This is a genomic window from Pseudomonas sp. LAIL14HWK12:I7 (genome assembly GCF_000483465.1).
Classification (GTDB): Bacteria; Pseudomonadota; Gammaproteobacteria; order Pseudomonadales; family Pseudomonadaceae; genus Aquipseudomonas; species Aquipseudomonas kermanshahensis.
This window is the reverse complement of record NZ_KI519607.1, coordinates 183666-200485: the sequence shown is the minus strand read 5'-3', so window position 1 is coordinate 200485 and position 16820 is coordinate 183666. Positions and strand designations below refer to the sequence as shown.

The following is a 16820-nucleotide window of genomic DNA, read 5'->3' as shown; positions in this document are numbered from 1 at the left end:
TGCCTATGAGATCGAGCGCCGCCCGCGCGGCGCATCGCAGCACAAGGCTGCTCCCACATTTTTTTCGGGCCAATTAATCCTGTGGCATAGGCGCGCGGCCCCGTGGTGCCCACGTTGATATCGAGACGGACAAACAAGGCGGTCGCGCGCAAATTTCCCAGACCTCACTGGCCCGAAACAGATGTGGGAGCAGCCTTGTGCTGCGAAGCGCCGCGCGGGCGGCGCTCGATCTGATAGGCGCTAAAAATACCCATGTCATGCACCCCAACCTCACCCCCCCCCCTCATTTCGGATACAACGGCGGCAAGCTCCCGGTCTCCCCCGATGGCAGCAGCACCTGCTCAGCCGGCGGAATCGTCCCGATCGCGCGCCACAAATCCTCACCCTGCCAATACTGCCCACTCTCGCTGTACAACGCCCCGTTCAACCCATCCAGCGCATCGGACAACGGCACGAACCGCGCAGCCATCTCCGCCAGGGTCTCCGGCTGCTGCCGCGCCCAGGCGTCCAGCGCTTGGCGTGTGGTCTGCGGGTCGTTGGCTTGGCAGGCGCGCTTGAGGTCGTCCAGCAGCGTGCGGGGGCTTGGGCCTTGTTGCGCGGCGCGCAGTACCGCGGGTTGTGAACGGGCACGCCACCACAAGGCGAAGCCCAGCAATGTGGTCAGGGCAAACACCAGCGTCGCCAACTGCCATGGCCACAACAGGCTATTGCCCGCACGGGTGTCGCCGACCGGCGTGTCGGCGCTCAGGGCCGGGTTGTCCTGCACGCTCAGGGTGCGCGCTGGCAGGCTGGTGTGCTCCAGGTGGTCTTCGCGGGTGTTCCACCAGGCCACCTCCAGCGCTGGCAAGGCCAGTTCGCCGCTGTGGGTCGGCACCAGCGCTTCGCGCTCTTCGCGGTTGGCGGTCATGCCGCGCTCGTTGATTTCGTTGCGCAGCAGCGGCTGGTCGGGGTAGCGGCGCAGGCCGGTGATTTCGGTGGCCGGCAGCGGTGGCAGCTGGGTGCTGGACAAGCCGTCGGCGCGCAAGGTGATATTGCGGGTGAGCGAATCACCGATCTGCGTCTGCTGGCTGCCCGGGTCGGGGTTCCAGTGTTCTTCAAGGGTCAGGCTGCGTGCCGGCAGCCAGGGCGCACCGGCTGGCCAGGCCGCTGGAATCGGGCGCACGTCCAGGCGCAGGGGCAGCGAGCTGACCTGGATCTGGCGGCCGGCACGCGGGGCGGCCGTGGCGGATTGTTCGTTGTCGGCGCTGGCAGCCGCGGTGGCGGTGAAGGTCAGCGCCGGCACTTCGAGGCTGCCACTTTGCTGCGGGTAGACGGCATAGCGGGTTTCGATCACCCCGTGGCGCACGCCGTTGATTTCTTTCTCGTAGGTGCGCGACTCGCCCAATGGCTCGACCTTGGCGTTTTCCAACTGCAGTGGGCTGAGGCTGCTGTCGTCATACAGCGCCACCGAATGGTAGATGCGCAAGGTCAGCACGGCCTGGGCCTGAACATAGACCTCGTTGCTGTCCAGGGTCGCCTCGATGAACACCTGGGAGGCGCTTTCCTGGCGGCTGGCATCGGCTTGCAGCACTTGCAGGTCGATGGCCTGGCTGCGCGACTGGCCCAGTTGCAGCTCCGGGATGCGCAGGCTGCCGCTGCGCCGTGGCAGCAGGGTAATGATCCAGCGGGTGCTGGCGCGGGTCTCACCATCGAGGGTGTGCAGGCTGTTCAGCTGGCGTGTGCCACGCACTTCGAAGTCGCCTTCAAGGGCACGCAGGTCGGGTTTGCCGAACTGGGTCACGTCCTGGCTTTCGAGGGTCAGTTCCAGGCTTTCGCCGGCCTCCAGGCGGGTGCGGTCGACGCTGGCTTGCAGCATGGGTTCGGCCTGGGCCATCAAGGCCCATGAGACACCGAGCAGAAAGACGCCGAAGCGACTCATCGTGGATTGTCCTGATGCAATTGCTGTTCATACCAGAATTTGCGCCGCAGCAGCTCCGCCGGGTTATCGGGAATCTCCCGCAGCCATTGTTCAAGGGCCTGACGCTGTTCGGCGTCGAGGTTGGTCGACACCGGGCGTTGGGGGGGCACGGTGACGTTGTCGTCGGCGCCCCCCTGGTTGCCGGGTGTGGCCTGGCTGTTGGTGCTGCCTTCGCCGGGTTCTTCGGCGTTGGCGGGTTCGTCATTGCCAGGGGTGCCCTGGGCCGGGCTGCTGGCCGAACTGCTGTTGCCTTCGGTTTCGCTGCCGGGTGTGCCTTGGGCCTCGTTGCTGGCGGGTTGTTCTTCGGCCTTGGCCTCGCGCTGTTGCAGCAGTTGCTGGACCAGTGCCTGGTTGTCCAGTGCCGGTTGCAGGTCGGGTTGGCGCTCCAGGGCCTGCTCGTAGGCATCCAAGGCGGCTTCCAGCTCGCCACTGCGGGCCAAGGCATTGCCTCGATTGTAGTGGTCCGCTGCCGTGTTGCCTTGTGAGAATGCCTGGGCGGCTCCGGCGTAATCGCCAGCCTGGTACAACGCCATGCCGCGCCACTGTGGATTTTGGAAATGCCGTGCGGCGCTGGCCGGGCGGTTCTGTTCGAGCATGCGCTGGCCCTGCTGGTCGGGGCGCAGCCACAGGTCGTTGAACTCGAAGGCCTGGCTGGGCTGCGGCAAGGCCAGCAACAGGGGCAGGCAGAACAGCCAGCCGCGACGACCGGCGCAGGCCGCCAGCAGTAACAGCGGAATCAGCAGCCAGTAACCCTGGTCGGCCCAGCTGTCCAATTGCAGGGTCTGGCCGTCGCTGCGTGCGGTGCGTGGGGTGTCGAACAGGCCCAGGCCGCGCAGGTCGAGGTCGTCGACCCGGGCATTGCGGTAGCGCCCGCCGGTGCCGCTGACAAATGCCTTGAGGCTGGCGCTGTCCAGGCGCGGCAGCAGAATTGCGCCTTGGTCGTCTTTAAGGAATTCGCCATTGGCTTGTCGCACCGGTGCCCCGTCTCGGCTGCCGATGCCCAGCATCAGCAGGCTCGGGCCCTGGCGGCCGAGGGCCTGCGTGATGCCCTCGCGCTCCGCTGCGCTGAGCGAGGAACCGATCAGCAGCAGGCGCCCTTGCCCCAGGCCGCTCTGGGCCAGCAGGGCCAGGCCTTTTTGCACGGCCAAGTCGGCGCGCTGGCCGGGTTTGGGCATGATCGAGGGGTCGATCGCCTCCAGCAGGTTGCGGGTGGTGCCCAGGTCATCGGACAGTGGCACCAGGGTGTGGGCGGACCCTGCGTAGACGATCAGCGCGGTCTGGCTGTCGTGGCGGCGTTCGAGCAGGTCGAGGACCTTGCGCCGGGCCTGCTCCAGCCGGTTGGGCGGGCTGTCCTCGGCGAGCATCTGTGGGGTCAGTTCGAGCAGGATGACCAGCGGGTCGGCAGGGCGCTGCCGGCTCTCTTCCACACGCTGCCAGCTGGGCCCGAGCAGGGCCAGCACCACCAGCGTCCACGCCAGGCCCAGCGCCACCCAAGGCAGTTTGCTGGTGCTGCCGCTGCCGCCGCCGAGCAGCACGGCGTGGAACGCGGGCGGCAGGATCATCTGCCAACGCCCGGCGCGTTTGCGTCGGTGCCACAGCTTGAACAGCAACCAGCCGAGCAGCGGCACTACCAACAGCCAGAGCGGGCGCAACCATTGTGGCCACAGGTCGATCATCGCCGTTTCCTCAGGCGCAGGCGTTTGAGGCGCTGGCGCCATTCTGGGTGCGGCTGCAGAAAGCGCGGTTTGCGCAGCAGGCGCTGCAAGCGGTTGTCTGGCCACTGCACGGCCACCACCAGCAGCACGCTGAGCAACAGTGCCAGGGCCAATGGCCAGGCGTACAAGGCCTTGGCGGTGCGCGCCTGGGTTGGCTGCTGGGCCACTGGCTCCAACTGGTCGAGGGCGTCGCCGATGGCGTTCAGTTCGGCGCCGTCGTGGGCGCGGAAGTAGGCGCCGTGGGTCAGCTCGGCAATTTCCTTGAGCGAGGCTTCGTCCAGGTCCAGGCTCGGGTTGAGGCCCAGCAGGCCGGGCGTGCCGCTGGCCTCGGGGTTGGCGCCGATGCCGATGGTATAGATGCGCACGCCTTCCTGGGCGGCCAGGCGGGCGGCGGTCAGTGGGTGGATCTGCCCACCGTTGTTGGCGCCGTCGGTGACCAGCACCAGCACGCGGCTTTGTGCCGGGCGCTGGCGCAAGCGTTTGACCGCAAGGCCGATGGCATCGCCGATGGCAGTGTTCTTGCCGGCGATGCCGATCTGCGCTTCGTCAAGGAAGGTGCGCACGGTACGCCGGTCGAAGGTCAGCGGCGCCTGCAGGTAGGCCTGGCTGCCAAACAGGATCAGCCCAACCCGATCGCCTTCGCGGTCCTGAAGAAAGTCGCCAAGCAGCGCCTTGACCAGGTCGAGGCGGCTGATTTCGTCGTTCTTCCACTGCATGTCGGGGAAGTCCATGGAGCCGGACACGTCCACCGCCACCAGCAGGTCGCGGCCGCTGGCGGCCACCGGTACCGGGTCGCCGAGCCATTGCGGGCGGGCCGCGGCCAGCAGCAGCAACAGCCAGATGATGACAAAGGGTGCCTGCTGGCGCCAGGTGGGCAGGTTGAGCCGTGCCCGGCGCCCGGCCAGGCCTTCCAGCTCGTTCAGGAAGCCCACTTTGAGCACCGGCTCGCCACTGTCGGCGGCTGGCAACACCAGGCGAGCCAGCCACGGCAGCGGCAGCAGGGCGAACATCCACGGCCAGGCCAGTTCAAACATGCTTGCGGATCCAGGTTTCGACGGCCTGGCTAAGCCCGACGATGGCTTTGTCGTCGAGTTTGCACTCAGGCTTGTAGGCGCCTTCGACCAGCACCATCCAACGCGTAAGGCCGGCGGCCGGGCAGCGGTTGTCGAGAAACGCCAGCCACTGGCGGCCGTTGAGGGTATGGCTGTTGGCGCCCGGGTAGTGGCTGCGGCACAGGCGCTTGAGCAGGGCATTGATCTGTTGCAGCCAGGCGCCGGCCGGGGCGCCGTCATACGGGCGTGGCAGCTGGGCAAGTTCGGCCAGGGCGGCCACGCGTACCGGGTCGAGCGGTTGCTCGGCGCGCACGATGCGGCGTTTGCGCGGGCGCCAATGGCGTACGCGCCACAGGCCCCAGGCAAGCAGCGGCAGCAAGGCCAGCAATACCCACCAACCCGGTGCCGGTGGCCACAGGCCGACTGCCGGCGGGGCAATCAGCGGTTGCAACTGGTCCAGCGGGGTCATTTGCTGCTCCCCGGGCGCTGGGCGTTTAGGTATTCGCGCAGTTGCTCGATCATCTCGCTTTGCGTACTCAGCGGCATCAGCACCACGCGCAGCTTCTGTGCCATCAGTTCCCAGCGGGCGATACGTGACTCGGCCTGCTGGCGGTAAGCCTGGCGCAAGCTGGCGTCGAGGGTGTCGAGCTCCAGTTGCGCGCTGCGCTGGGCGAAGCGCAACAGGCCGGCTGCGGGCAGGGCATGGTCGAGCGGGTCGGAGACCGGCAGCAGCAGCAGGTCGCAGTGGCGCGAAAGCATGGCCAGGTGCTGTTCGACCTGGTCGGTCAGCGAGCGCTCGTCGCAGATGACGATCGCCAGGCTGCCAGGGCGCAGCACTTCACGCGCCCGGCGCAAGGCCAGGCCCAGGCTGTCGGCCTGGGGCGTGGCTTCGGTGTGCAGCGCCTGGTTGACCTTGGCCATGCGGTTAAGCAGCTGCAGCAGGCTTTGCTTGCTGCGCCGGGGTTTGATTTCGTGATGTTCGTTGTCGCCAAACACCAGCCCGCCGATGCGGTCGTTGTGGCCCAGTGCCGCCCAGCCGAACAGGGCCGCAGCCTGGGCCGCCAGCACCGACTTGAACATCAGCCCCGAGCCGAAGAACAGCCGCTGGCTCTGTTCGACCAGGATAAAGATCGGCCGCTCGCGTTCTTCATGGAACAGCTTGGTGTGCGGCTCCTGGGTGCGGGCGGTGACCCGCCAGTCGATGTTGCGCACATCGTCGCCAGCCTGGTACACGCGCACTTGGTCGAAGTCCACGCCGCGCCCGCGTAGCTTGGAGTGGTGCAGGCCCACCAGCGGGCTGCGCTGGCCGGGCCGGGAGAACAGCTGGATTTCGCGCACGCGGTGGCGCATGTCGATCAGCTCGGCAAGGCCGATGCGGATGCCGGGTTCGGCCAGCTGCGCGGTGGGCATGGGGTCAGGCAACGGCGACGACGTCGAGGATGCGCTGGACCACGCGGTCCTGGTCGATCCCCGCAGCCTCGGCCTCGAACGACAGGATGATGCGGTGGCGCAGCACATCGAACAGCACTGCCTGAATGTCCTCGGGGCTGACGAAGTCGCGCCCGGCCAGCCAGGCGTGCGCACGCGCGCAGCGGTCCAGCGAGATTGAGCCACGCGGGCTGGCGCCGTAGGCGATCCAGTCGGCCAGTTCGGCGTCGAACTTGGCCGGCGTGCGCGTGGCCATGACCAGTTGCACCAGGTATTCCTCCACGGCATCGGCCATGTACAGGCCGAGGATTTCCTTGCGCGCGGCAAAAATGGCCTGCTGGCTGACCCGGCGCTCGGGCTTGGTCTCGCCGCCCAGTGCCTCGCCGCGGGCCTGCAGCAGGATGCGCCGTTCCACCGCAGCGTCGGGGAAGCCGATTTTTACGTGCATCAGGAAGCGGTCGAGCTGGGCTTCGGGCAGCGGGTAGGTACCCTCCTGCTCGATGGGGTTCTGGGTGGCCATGACCAGGAACAGCGGTGACAGGTCATACGTGCTGCGGCCCACGCTGACCTGGCGCTCGGCCATGGCTTCGAGCAGCGCCGACTGGACTTTGGCCGGGGCGCGGTTGATTTCGTCGGCCAGCACCAGGTTATGGAAGATCGGCCCCTGCTGGAACACGAAGCTGCCGGTTTCTGGGCGGTAGATTTCGGTGCCGGTAATGTCGGCCGGCAGCAGGTCGGGGGTGAACTGGATGCGATGGAACTGCGCCTCGATGCCTTCGGCGAGTTCTTTGATGGCTTTGGTCTTTGCCAGCCCGGGGGCACCTTCGACCAGCATATGGCCGTCGGCCAAAAGCACGATCAACAGCCGCTCGACCAGCTTTTCCTGGCCTAGGATCTGGGTGGAAAGAAAGGTGCGCAGCGCGATCAGCGCTTCACGGTGTTCCATCGGCGACGGTTCCTGGTATTGGGCCGCAGGCGCGCTGGGAACAGCTGCCTCGGCAAGGGGTGATACTTTAATCTATCCGGGGGGGTGGCGACCAATGGCGGCTGGCAAATTTATCCAGGCCGTCGGGCGTGGGCTTGTCGACAAGTCCTGCGCAACCTTCGGCGTCGGCTGATAGTCGGCCGCTGTGCCCTGGCGCTTGCTGATGCTCTTTGAGCAAGCAGGACGCAGGATGATGCAAACCCACCGCAGTACCTTCGATACCCCTGTGCCAACGACGTTGCGCGTTGGCGTGTTCTTTGATGGCACCGGCAACAACCTGGGCAATGCCACGGCGGCGGTCCAGGCTGCTGGGCCGCTGGCAGGTACCAGCTATGGCAATGCCTGGAGCAATGTGGCCTTGCTGCATGCGCTGTACCCAGCCCCCGGCAGCCCTGCGCCGGGCGCGATGGCCTTTCTCAAGCTGTATGTCGAGGGCATCGGCACCACCGCGGGGGCGGCGGATTCCAGTTTTGCCTCGGCCACCGGGCGTGGGCGTACCGGCGTCGAGGCGCGCGTCGCCGAGGCCGTGACAATGATTGCCCACCAGTTGCGGGGCTGGTGCCTGGCGTATCCGCAATCGCGGCTCGCGCGGGTCGAACTCGACCTGTTCGGCTTCAGTCGTGGCGCCGCTGCAGCCAGGCACCTGGCCAATGTGCTGCGTGATGACGCGAGCAACCTGTTGGGCACCTCGTGTGCTGTGTGCATCAATTTCATTGGCCTGTTCGACACCGTGGCGGCCATCGTCGCGCCGTTGCAGGGGGACTTCGACCCCGCTGACGCTCGCCACGGCGGCTTGCGCTTGGGCCTGGGCAAGGGCATTGCGCGGCACGTGGTGCAATTGGTGGCCGGTGACGAGCGCCGGCATAACTTCCCGCTGGTGCGCAGCGAGGGTGACATTGTCGTGCCGGGCGTGCACTCGAACATTGGCGGGGGCTACCTGCCGTGCATGCAGGAGCAGGTGCTGCTATGCAAACCGCAGTCGCAGCGGGTGCCTGTGCGCACAAAAGCCGAATGCACCCGCGCCTACTCGGCGGCCAGCGCCTTGCTGACATCGGCGTTTGCTGAGTTGGGCGAACCGCGGCCGCGGGTGCTGACCTGGGAGCAGCCGATCGCCGGCGGCAAACCGGACGAGGCGCAAAAGCAGGTGTATGCGGCGGTTTATCGGGAGAGGGACGTGGCCGGCCATCTTTCCCGGGTGTACCTGAGCATCATGCGTGAACTGGCAGTGCGTGGTGGGGTGCCGTTTGCCGAGCTGGGCGGCGATGAAGCCCATCGGCTGCCCGATGACTTGCTGGACATCAGCCGCAAGCTGCATGGCTTTGCCTTGGGTACCCGCCCCGATGTTGGCCTGACCGAGGGCGAGCAGCGCCTGCTGCGCGACAAGTACATCCACACCTCGGCGCACTGGAACCCCGTGAAGGGCCTGCGCAACAGCACGCTGGACGTGCTGTTCGTCAATCGGCCTGGCGAAGCGGGGCGGGTGGAGCATGCAGACCCGATGGTGTAATTACGGCTGAGTACGTTTGAACCCTGGGGCGCGCCCGTTCAGTATCGCGTAGGCCAGCAGGCCGATGACCAAGCCCCAGAAGGCCCCGCCGATGCCCAACAGGGTGATGTTGGCGGCGGCTGCCAGAAAGGTGATCAGCGCGGCTTCGCGTGACTTCGCGTCGGCCATTGCACCGGCAAGGCTAGTGCCAATGGTACCCAGCAGCGCAAGGCCGGCGAGGGTGGTGATGAAGGTGGCGGGGAGTGCCATGAACACGCTGGCAAGTGTGACGCCGAATACCCCCACAAGGATGTAGCAGACCCCTGCGGCGATCCCCGCGATCCAGCGTTTGGCCGGGTCTTCATGGGCTTCCTTGCCGGTGCAGATGGCGGCGGTGATGGCCGCAATGTTGAACGCGTGCGAGCCGAACGGCGCCATGAGCAAGGAGCCCAGGCCGGTGACTGCGACAATCGGGTTGGCGCTGGTCTTGAAGCCGTCGTTGCGCAGCACCAGCATGCCGGGCATGTATTGCCCGGTCAGGGTGATCAGGAACAACGGCAACGCGACGCTGAGGGCTGCATTGAGGGTAAAGGCCGGGGCAGTGAACACCGGTGTCGCGATTTCCAGCGTGAGTTGCGAAAGGCCGGCCTGCCCCTGGACCAGCAGGTAAGCAAGGCCGAGGACGAGAATGCCTACGACCGCGTAACGGGCAGTAAAGCGTTTGAACACCGCGTACGCTGCGATGAGCAACCCGGCCAGCACCGGGTCGACCGACAGGCCGGCAAATGCGCCGATGCCGAACTGTAAAAGAATACCGGCCAGCAACCCTGCCGCGACCCCGGCTGGGATGATCCGGACCAGCCTTTCGAAGTACCCGGTCAGGCCCAGCACTACGAAGCCGGCAGCGGACAGCAGGTACGCGCCAATGGCCTCGGCGTAGGGCACGCTGGCCAGTGCCGTGACCAGAAACGCGGCAGCCGGGGTGGACCAGGCCGTTATCAAGGGTTCACGGCTGTACCAGGACAAGACAAGCCCGGTAATACCTACCCCGATCGACACCGCCCAGACCCATGACGAGGTCAGCTCCGGGCTTAGCCCGGCGACCTTGGCTGCCTGGAACACCAGGATGAACGTGCCGCCATAGTTGACGATGACCGAAACCAACCCGGCGATGGCGGGGTGCAGGATGTCGGTCAGCCCAAGCGATGCCGATGGGTGTTGAGCAGGCGTTGTCACAAGTGGCCTCCGTGCTTATGTGATTGAGGGGTCCCTCTGCGCGTGTTCGCGCAGAACGATGGTCGCCAGCGTGGCGCACGCCGTGTAGGAGCAGCCTTGTGCTGCGAAGAGGGCCTTAACAGCAGCGACGATTCACGGTGTTTTCACCGGCCTCTTCGCAGCACAAGGCTGCTCCTACACGGTGCTGCTAGGTGCGCGCAGCTGAAGCGTCCAGCAACCCTTTCAGGTAGGCACTGCCTTCAGCGTCCAGGGGTTGCAGCGGCAGGCGCGGCGCCCCCACGTCCAGGCCAAGCATTTTCAGCCCGGCCTTGATGGTGGTGGGCAGGCCGCGCTGGGTGATGTACGCCAGCAACGCGTACTGTTGGTAGAACAGTGCCCGTGCTTCAGCCAGCTCGCCCTTCTGCACGGCGTCCCACAAAGCCAGGTTCAGTGCGGGGATCAGGTTCGGCGCTGCAGTGCACCAGCCGGCGGCGCCGGCAACCAGGGCTTCCAGGGTGAGCGGGTTGCAGCCGTTGTAGAACGCCACCTTGCCATCGGTCGCGGTGTACAGGCGGTGCATGCGCTGAATGTCGCCGGTGCTTTCCTTGACCATGGTCACATTGGCCACCTCGCCGAGGATGCGCAGGATCAGCTCCACCGACAGGTCGGTGCCGCTGGTGCCCGGGTTGTTGTACAGCATGATCGGGATGTCGATTGCCGCGCCGACCGCCTTGTAGTGGTCGACCACCTCCGCCTCGGTCAGCTTCCAGTAGGAGATGGGCAATACCATCACCGCCGTGGCCCCGCACGCCTGGGCCAGGCGGGCGCGCTGCACGGTACGTGCGGTAGTCAGGTCAGAGACGCTGACCACGCTGGGCACGCGGCCAGCGATTTTCTCGAGGCTGTAGCGCACCACCGCTTCCCACTCGGCCTCGGACAGGTAGGCACCTTCGCCCGTGCTGCCCAGCGGGGCGATGGCGTGCACGCCGGCCTGGATCAGGCTGTCGATGGATGTGCCCAGTGCGGCTAGATCGACCGAGCCGTCTGCCGCGAAGGGAGTGATGGTGTAGCCGATGACGCCGCGAATTACAGGTGTAGACATGACCAGGCACCTTTGCCGTTGTTCAGGAAGGGGGACAGCTGCAATCAGCCCAGGCACTCGCCATGGGCACGCAAGGCACGGCGCGCGTAGTAGCTGAACGCGGCGCCATGGCGTTTTGGCGTGGAAATCCAGTCATGGGCTTCTTTGCCAAGTGCTTCGGGGATGGGGCGGATTTCACCGGCGCCCATGGCCAGCAACTGCATCCTCGCCGCACGTTCGAACAGCAGGGCGAGCACGCAGGCTTCTTCGATCGAGCGGCCGGCGATCAGCAGGCCATGGTGGGAAAGCAGAATCGCCCGCTTGTCGCCGATGGCACTGGCGATGATCTCGCCTTCTTCGTTGCCCACCGGCACGCCTGGCCATTCCTTGAGGAAGGCGCAATCGTCGAACAGCGGGCAGAGGTCCATGTGCGAGATGGCCAGCGGCACTTCGAGCATCGACAAGGCTGCGCTGTGCAGCGGGTGGGTATGGATGATGCAGTTGACGTCAGGGCGTGCGCGGTACAGCCAGCTGTGGAAGCGGTTGGCGGGGTTGGCCATGCCCTGGCCTTGCAGCACCGTCAGGTCTTCGTCCACGACCAGCAGGTTGGAGGCCGAGATCTCGTCGAAGCCCAGGCCAAGCTGTTGCGTGTAATAGGTGCCAGGTTCCGCAGCGCGTGCGGTGATCTGCCCGGCCAGGCCCGAATCGTGGCCGCCGTCGAACAGAATCCGGCAGGTCAGTGCGAGCTTCTGGCGCGGGGTGTAGGTGTTGTCGGCCAGCGCAGTCAGCATTTGCTGTTGGGCACGTTTGACGAGCTGGTCCTTGGGGGTCTGCATGGTCGTGGTCACAGTGGGGTACCTGCACGGGATAAGGGCGATGACGTCCTGGTTGCCGTGGCTGGCTTCAGGACACACGCCGATCTTAATGACACTTTGTGTCATATGCAAGCGAAGTGTCATCGCGCCATGGCTCACCCCATGACGACCTGCGCAGGTATCCCTTACTCGTGCTTGGCGGTGGCCTCTTTTTCCAGAATCCTCGCCCCTGCACCGTCCTTGCCCAGCACATCCTCGGGGTTGCGCAGCGGGCAGTCTTCCAGTGACAGGCAGCCGCAGCCAATGCAGTTGTCCAGGCTGTCGCGCAACGCTTCCAAGGTGCGGATGCGTGCGTTCAGGTCTTCTCGCCAGGCCGATGACATCTCACCCCACTGCGCTGCCGTGAGTTTGCTGTTCGGCGGGTAGCGGCCAAGGGCACGCTTGATGACCTCGAGGGGGATACCCGTGCGCTGGGCCACCTTGATGATGGCAATGGTGCGCAACACCAGCGCGGGGTAACGCCGCTGGTTGCCGGCGGTGCGCGTGCCGGCGATCAGCCCCTTGGATTCGTAGAAGTGCAGGGCGGATACCGCAACGCCACTGCGCTTGGCGACTTCGCCGACAGTCAGCAGCCGCGTGCTGTTGGTGGATGATTTGGCTGTCACACCTGTTGACCTCAAGTTAAGTTGAGCTCTTATAGTCCTGCCCGATCTTTCCTGCAACCACCCCGCTGATCGGAGCAAGGCATGAACAAAAGGATGTTACTGGCCATGACTGTCGCCGCAGTCGGTGCCTTGGTCGGCGCCTACGCATTGACGAGCAGTAGGGTAGCGGCCCAACAGGCCGCGGCGTGGCCGGTCACCAAAGTTGCGCTGGCCACTGCCGAGCCGGTCGACCTGGCGCGGCAACGTTTTGCATCGGGGGAGCTGGAGGCGGTCAATCAGGTGCAGGTCGCGGCCGAGGTGGCAGGGCGCATCACCCACATCGCCTTCGCGTCGGGGCAGGCCGTGCGTGCCGGGCAGTTGCTGGTACAGCTCAACGATGCGCCCGAACAGGCCCAGCGCGTGCAACTGCGGGCGAAGCTGCGCAATGCCCAGGTCGCGGCGCAGCGGGCCAGTAAGTTGCGCGCGCTGAATGCCGTTTCGCAAGAGCTGCTGGATAACGCGAGCACAGCGGTGGATGTGGCCGCGGGTGAGCTGCAGCATGTCGAAGCGCTGATTGCGCAAAAAGCCATACGCGCACCGTTTGCAGGCAATGTGGGTATCCGCCGTGTTCACCAGGGCCAGTACCTGGGCGCTGGCGAGGCGATTGCCAGCCTGACGGATACACGCCAGTTGCACGTCAATTTTTCCCTCAGCGAACAGGCGGCCCCCGAAGTGACTGTCGGGCAACTGCTGGAACTGACCGTCGATGCTGTGCGCGGGCGGGCGTTTCAGGCACGGGTAGTGGCGGTCGACCCGCTGGTCAGCAAGTCACGCCTGGTCCAGGTGCAGGCTGCCCTGCCAAACCTGGATGGGCAACTGCAGCCGGGCATGTATGCCGGGGTCCGTCTGCCTGCCGCGCAGCCGTCGAGGGTGCTGGCCGTGCCGGAAACGGCGATCACCTACACCGCCTACGGGCAGACGGTGTTCATTGCCAGGCAGGATCAGCAGGGCGTCACCAGCGTCAACCGGGTACCGGTAACGACCGGTGAGCGCTGGCAGGGGCGCGTGGAAGTCACCTCGGGCCTCGCGCCGGGCGACAGGGTGGTGGTTTCCGGCCAGCTGAAATTGAGTGATGGCATGCAGGTCGAGCAGGTCGCAGAAGACAGCCTGCTGGACGTGGCTGGGGGGCAGCAACCGTGAACTTCACCGATACCTTCGTGCGTCGCCCCGTGCTGGCGCTGGTGGTCAGCAGCCTGATCGTGCTGATGGGGTTGTTCGCCCTGGGCAAGTTGCCGGTGCGTCAGTACCCCTTGCTGGAGAGCGCGACCATCACCATCAGTACCGACTACCCCGGCGCCTCCGCCGAACTCATGCAAGGCTTTGTGACCCAGCCGATCAGCCAGGCGGTTTCTTCGGTTGAGGGCGTTGACTTCATGTCGTCATCATCGTTGCAGGGGCGCAGCCTGATTACCCTGCGCATGCTGCTCAACCGAGACCCGACCCAGGCGCTGGCCGAGACCATGGCCAAGGTCAACCAAGTGCGCTACCGCTTGCCCGAGAAAGCCTACGACCCGGTGGTGGAGCTGTCTGCAGGTGACTCCACGGCGGTGGCGTATGTCGGCTTCTCCAGCCAGACCCTGTCCATCCCAGAACTCAGTGACTACCTGTCGCGGGTGGTTGAGCCGCTGCTTTCGGGGATCGACGGCGTGGCCAAGGTGCAGACCTTCGGCGGGCAGAGCCTGGCCATGCGCCTGTGGCTCGACAGCGAGCAGATGGCCGGGCGCGGGGTGACGGCTGCCGACGTCGCCCAAGCGGTGCGGGCCAACAATTACCAGGCCACCCCTGGGCAGGTGCGCGGGCAGTTCGTGCTGGCCGATATCCAGGTCGACACCGACCTGACCCGCGTCGAGGACTTCCGTGACCTGATCATCCGCAACGACGGCACCGACCTTGTGCGCCTGCGTGACGTGGGCACTGTCGAACTGAGCGCCGCGGCCACCCGCACCAGTGCCACTATGGATGGCAAACCCGCTGTGCACTTGGGGTTGTTCCCCACGCCATCGGGCAACCCACTGGTCATCGTCGACGGCATTCGCGAATTGTTGCCGCAGATCCAGCAAACGCTCCCGCCCGGCGTGAAGGTGGCGTTGGCCTATGAGACTGCGCGTTTCATCGAGGCTTCGATCGAAGAAGTGTTGCGCACGCTGGTGGAAGCGATGCTGATCGTCGTGCTGGTGATCTGGCTGTGCCTGGGGTCACTGCGCAGCGTGGTGATCGCGGTGGTGGCCATTCCGTTGTCGATGCTGGGTGCAGCGGGGTTGATGCTGGCGTTCGGCTTCAGCCTCAACCTGTTGACCTTGTTGGCGATGGTGCTGGCCATCGGCCTGGTGGTGGACGATGCCATCGTGGTGGTGGAGAACGTGCACCGTCACATCGAAGAAGGGCAGACACCGGTGGCGGCGGCGTTGGCCGGTGCACGCGAGATCGCCGGGCCGGTGATTGCCATGACCCTGACCCTGGCCGCCGTGTACGCGCCCATCGGCTTGATGGGGGGGCTGACCGGCACGTTGTTCCGTGAATTTGCCTTGACCTTGGCGGGGGCGGTGATCGTTTCGGGTGTCGTTGCACTGACCTTGTCGCCGGTGATGAGTTCGTTGCTGCTCAAACCCGGCCAGCAGGATGGGGCCATGGCCCAGTTCGCCGAAAGGGTGTTCGCTGCGCTCACAGCGGCCTATGCCCGGGCCTTGGCGTTTACCTTGGCGCGGCGCTGGCTCAGTGCTGGTGTGGCCCTGCTGGTTTGCCTAAGCCTGCCCTGGCTGTACCTGTTGCCACAGCGCGAGCTCGCACCGCCGGAGGACCAGGCGGCCGTGCTGACGGCAATCAAGTCGCCGCAACAGGCAAGCCTGGACTACGTCGAGCGCTTTGCCAGCAAACTCGACCAGGTGATGAAATCGATTCCCGAAACCACCGACACCTGGATCATCAACGGCACCGACGGGACGGCGGCCAGCTTCGGTGGCATCAACCTCAGTGCATGGCAGCAGCGCGAGCGCTCTGCCGCGCAAATCCAAGCGCAGCTGCAACAGGCGGTCGCGGACATCGAGGGCAGCAGCATCTTCGCCTTCCAGGTGGCGTCGTTGCCAGGTTCCAGTGGTGGCTTGCCGGTACAGATGGTGTTGCGCAGTGCCCAGGATTACCCGGTGCTGTACCAGACCATGGAAGTGCTCAAGCAGCGCGCCCGCGAGAGCGGTTTGTTCAGCGTGGTGGACAGCGACCTGGACTACAACAACCCGGTGGTCAAGGTCAGCATCGACCGCGCCAAGGCCGCCAGCCTGGGGATCAGCATGCAGGACATCGGCGAGTCGCTGGGCGTGCTGGTGGGCGAGCAGTACCTGAACCGCTTTGCCCTGTTCGGTCGCGCCTATGACGTGATCCCGCAAAGCATCCAGGACCAGCGCCTGACCCCGTCGGCCCTGAATCGCCAGTACGTGCGGGCCGAAGATGGCAGCCTGGTGCCGTTGTCCACGGTGGTGCGCCTAGACCTGCAGGTCGCGCCTAACCGCCTTTTGCAATTCGACCAGCAGAACGCAAGCACCCTGCAGGCCATCCCCGCGCCCGGTGTCTCAATGGGCAAGGCCGTGGCATTTCTGCAGCAGCTTGCCGCCGAGTTGCCGCCCGGTTTCAGCCATGATTGGCAATCGGAGTCACGCCAGTATGTGCAGGAAGGCTTTGCCCTGATGTGGGCCTTTCTTGCCGCCTTGGTGGTGATCTACCTGGTGCTGGCCGCGCAGTATGAAAGCCTGGTGGACCCGCTGATCATCCTGGTGACCGTACCGTTGTCGATCTGCGGTGCGTTGCTGCCGCTGGCGCTGGGCTGGGCCACGTTGAACATCTATACGCAGATTGGCTTGGTCACGCTGATCGGGCTGATCAGCAAGCACGGCATTCTGATGGTGGAGTTCGCCAACGAGATTCAGGTGCGCGACAACCTTGACCGTGCGGCGGCCATTATGCGCGCCGCGCAAATTCGCCTGCGCCCGGTGTTGATGACCACGGCGGCGATGACCTTCGGTGTGATACCGCTGTTATTTGCCAGTGGCGCAGGGGCCAACAGCCGCTTTGGGCTGGGTGTGGTGATCGTCTGCGGCATGTTGATCGGCACGCTGTTCACCTTGTTCGTGCTGCCGGCGATCTACACCTGGCTGGCGCGTGATCACCGGGTGACCACCCTGCGTAAACAGCAACTGGCAGACGCCGAGCGGAGCGTTGGGCTGAGTGTGCCTTGAGTGTTCATGTGGCGCCCCGGTGCCATATACCGCGGCGCCTGCATCGCCGGCAAGCCGGCTCCCACAGGATTCGGGGCTCGCTTGCGATGTTTGTTCTCTGCGTGACAGCCCAGCCCAGAGGAACAGGCGCGCAAATGCCCGGTTAGGCGCGTTCTG

The 16820-nt window shown here is 65.6% G+C and carries 13 protein-coding genes; 3 read left to right on the top strand and 10 right to left on the bottom strand.

What is annotated here, in order from left to right:
- Window positions 1–283: 283 nt before the first annotated feature.
- The 6 genes from D886_RS0126055 to D886_RS0126030 are packed head-to-tail and all read right to left on the bottom strand — an operon-like array spanning window position 284 to window position 7098.
- Entirely contained in the window at window positions 284–1918 is a 1635-nt protein-coding gene (locus tag D886_RS0126055) for a BatD family protein (RefSeq protein WP_027596697.1), read from the bottom strand.
- Complete coding sequence (locus D886_RS0126050) at window positions 1915–3633, bottom strand: tetratricopeptide repeat protein (protein WP_027596696.1); 1719 nt, start codon at window positions 3631–3633, stop codon at window positions 1915–1917. The genes D886_RS0126055 and D886_RS0126050 overlap by 4 nt, the downstream gene beginning before the upstream one ends.
- Entirely contained in the window at window positions 3630–4706 is a 1077-nt protein-coding gene (locus D886_RS0126045; RefSeq protein WP_027596695.1) for a VWA domain-containing protein, read from the bottom strand. The genes D886_RS0126050 and D886_RS0126045 overlap by 4 nt, the downstream gene beginning before the upstream one ends.
- Window positions 4699–5193, bottom strand: a complete 495-nt coding sequence (locus D886_RS0126040) for a DUF4381 domain-containing protein (protein ID WP_027596694.1) — start codon at window positions 5191–5193, stop codon at window positions 4699–4701. The genes D886_RS0126045 and D886_RS0126040 overlap by 8 nt, the downstream gene beginning before the upstream one ends.
- Window positions 5190–6134, bottom strand: a complete 945-nt coding sequence (locus tag D886_RS0126035) for a DUF58 domain-containing protein (protein WP_027596693.1) — start codon at window positions 6132–6134, stop codon at window positions 5190–5192. Before D886_RS0126035 ends, D886_RS0126040 begins: the two co-directional genes overlap by 4 nt.
- A gap of 4 nt (window positions 6135–6138) precedes the next feature.
- Window positions 6139–7098 carry a MoxR family ATPase gene (locus D886_RS0126030; protein WP_027596692.1) on the bottom strand — a complete coding sequence of 320 codons (960 nt, stop codon included), beginning with the start codon at window positions 7096–7098 and terminating at the stop codon, window positions 6139–6141.
- 229 nt (window positions 7099–7327) lie between these two features.
- Between D886_RS0126030 and D886_RS0126025 the strand changes: the two genes are divergently transcribed.
- Window positions 7328–8644, top strand: coding sequence for a DUF2235 domain-containing protein (locus D886_RS0126025; protein ID WP_027596691.1), 1317 nt, complete (start codon window positions 7328–7330; stop codon window positions 8642–8644).
- Here the strand turns inward: D886_RS0126025 and D886_RS0126020 are convergent, their stop codons facing one another.
- From D886_RS0126020 to soxR, 4 genes are all read right to left on the bottom strand, one after another.
- The gene (locus tag D886_RS0126020; protein ID WP_027596690.1) at window positions 8645–9859 is read right to left on the bottom strand and encodes a benzoate/H(+) symporter BenE family transporter; all 1215 of its coding nucleotides are present in this window, start codon (window positions 9857–9859) and stop codon (window positions 8645–8647) included.
- A gap of 187 nt (window positions 9860–10046) precedes the next feature.
- On the bottom strand, window positions 10047–10940 hold the full coding sequence (locus D886_RS0126015; protein WP_027596689.1) for a dihydrodipicolinate synthase family protein: 894 nt from the start codon (window positions 10938–10940) through the stop codon (window positions 10047–10049).
- Between the two features lie 44 nt (window positions 10941–10984).
- Window positions 10985–11755 (bottom strand): aldolase, encoded by a 771-nt coding sequence (locus D886_RS0126010; RefSeq protein WP_189662755.1) that lies wholly within the window; start codon window positions 11753–11755, stop codon window positions 10985–10987.
- A 164-nt stretch (window positions 11756–11919) separates the two neighbouring features.
- On the bottom strand, window positions 11920–12366 hold the full coding sequence (gene soxR / locus D886_RS0126005) for a redox-sensitive transcriptional activator SoxR (RefSeq protein ID WP_027596687.1): 447 nt from the start codon (window positions 12364–12366) through the stop codon (window positions 11920–11922).
- Between the two features lie 114 nt (window positions 12367–12480).
- On the opposite strand from soxR, the gene D886_RS0126000 reads away from it, so the two are divergent.
- A complete protein-coding gene (locus D886_RS0126000; RefSeq protein ID WP_027596686.1) occupies window positions 12481–13578 on the top strand; it encodes an efflux RND transporter periplasmic adaptor subunit in 1098 nt (365 codons plus the stop codon).
- Entirely contained in the window at window positions 13575–16664 is a 3090-nt protein-coding gene (locus D886_RS0125995; RefSeq protein ID WP_027596685.1) for a MexW/MexI family multidrug efflux RND transporter permease subunit, read from the top strand. The genes D886_RS0126000 and D886_RS0125995 overlap by 4 nt, the downstream gene beginning before the upstream one ends.
- Window positions 16665–16820 lie beyond the last annotated feature (156 nt).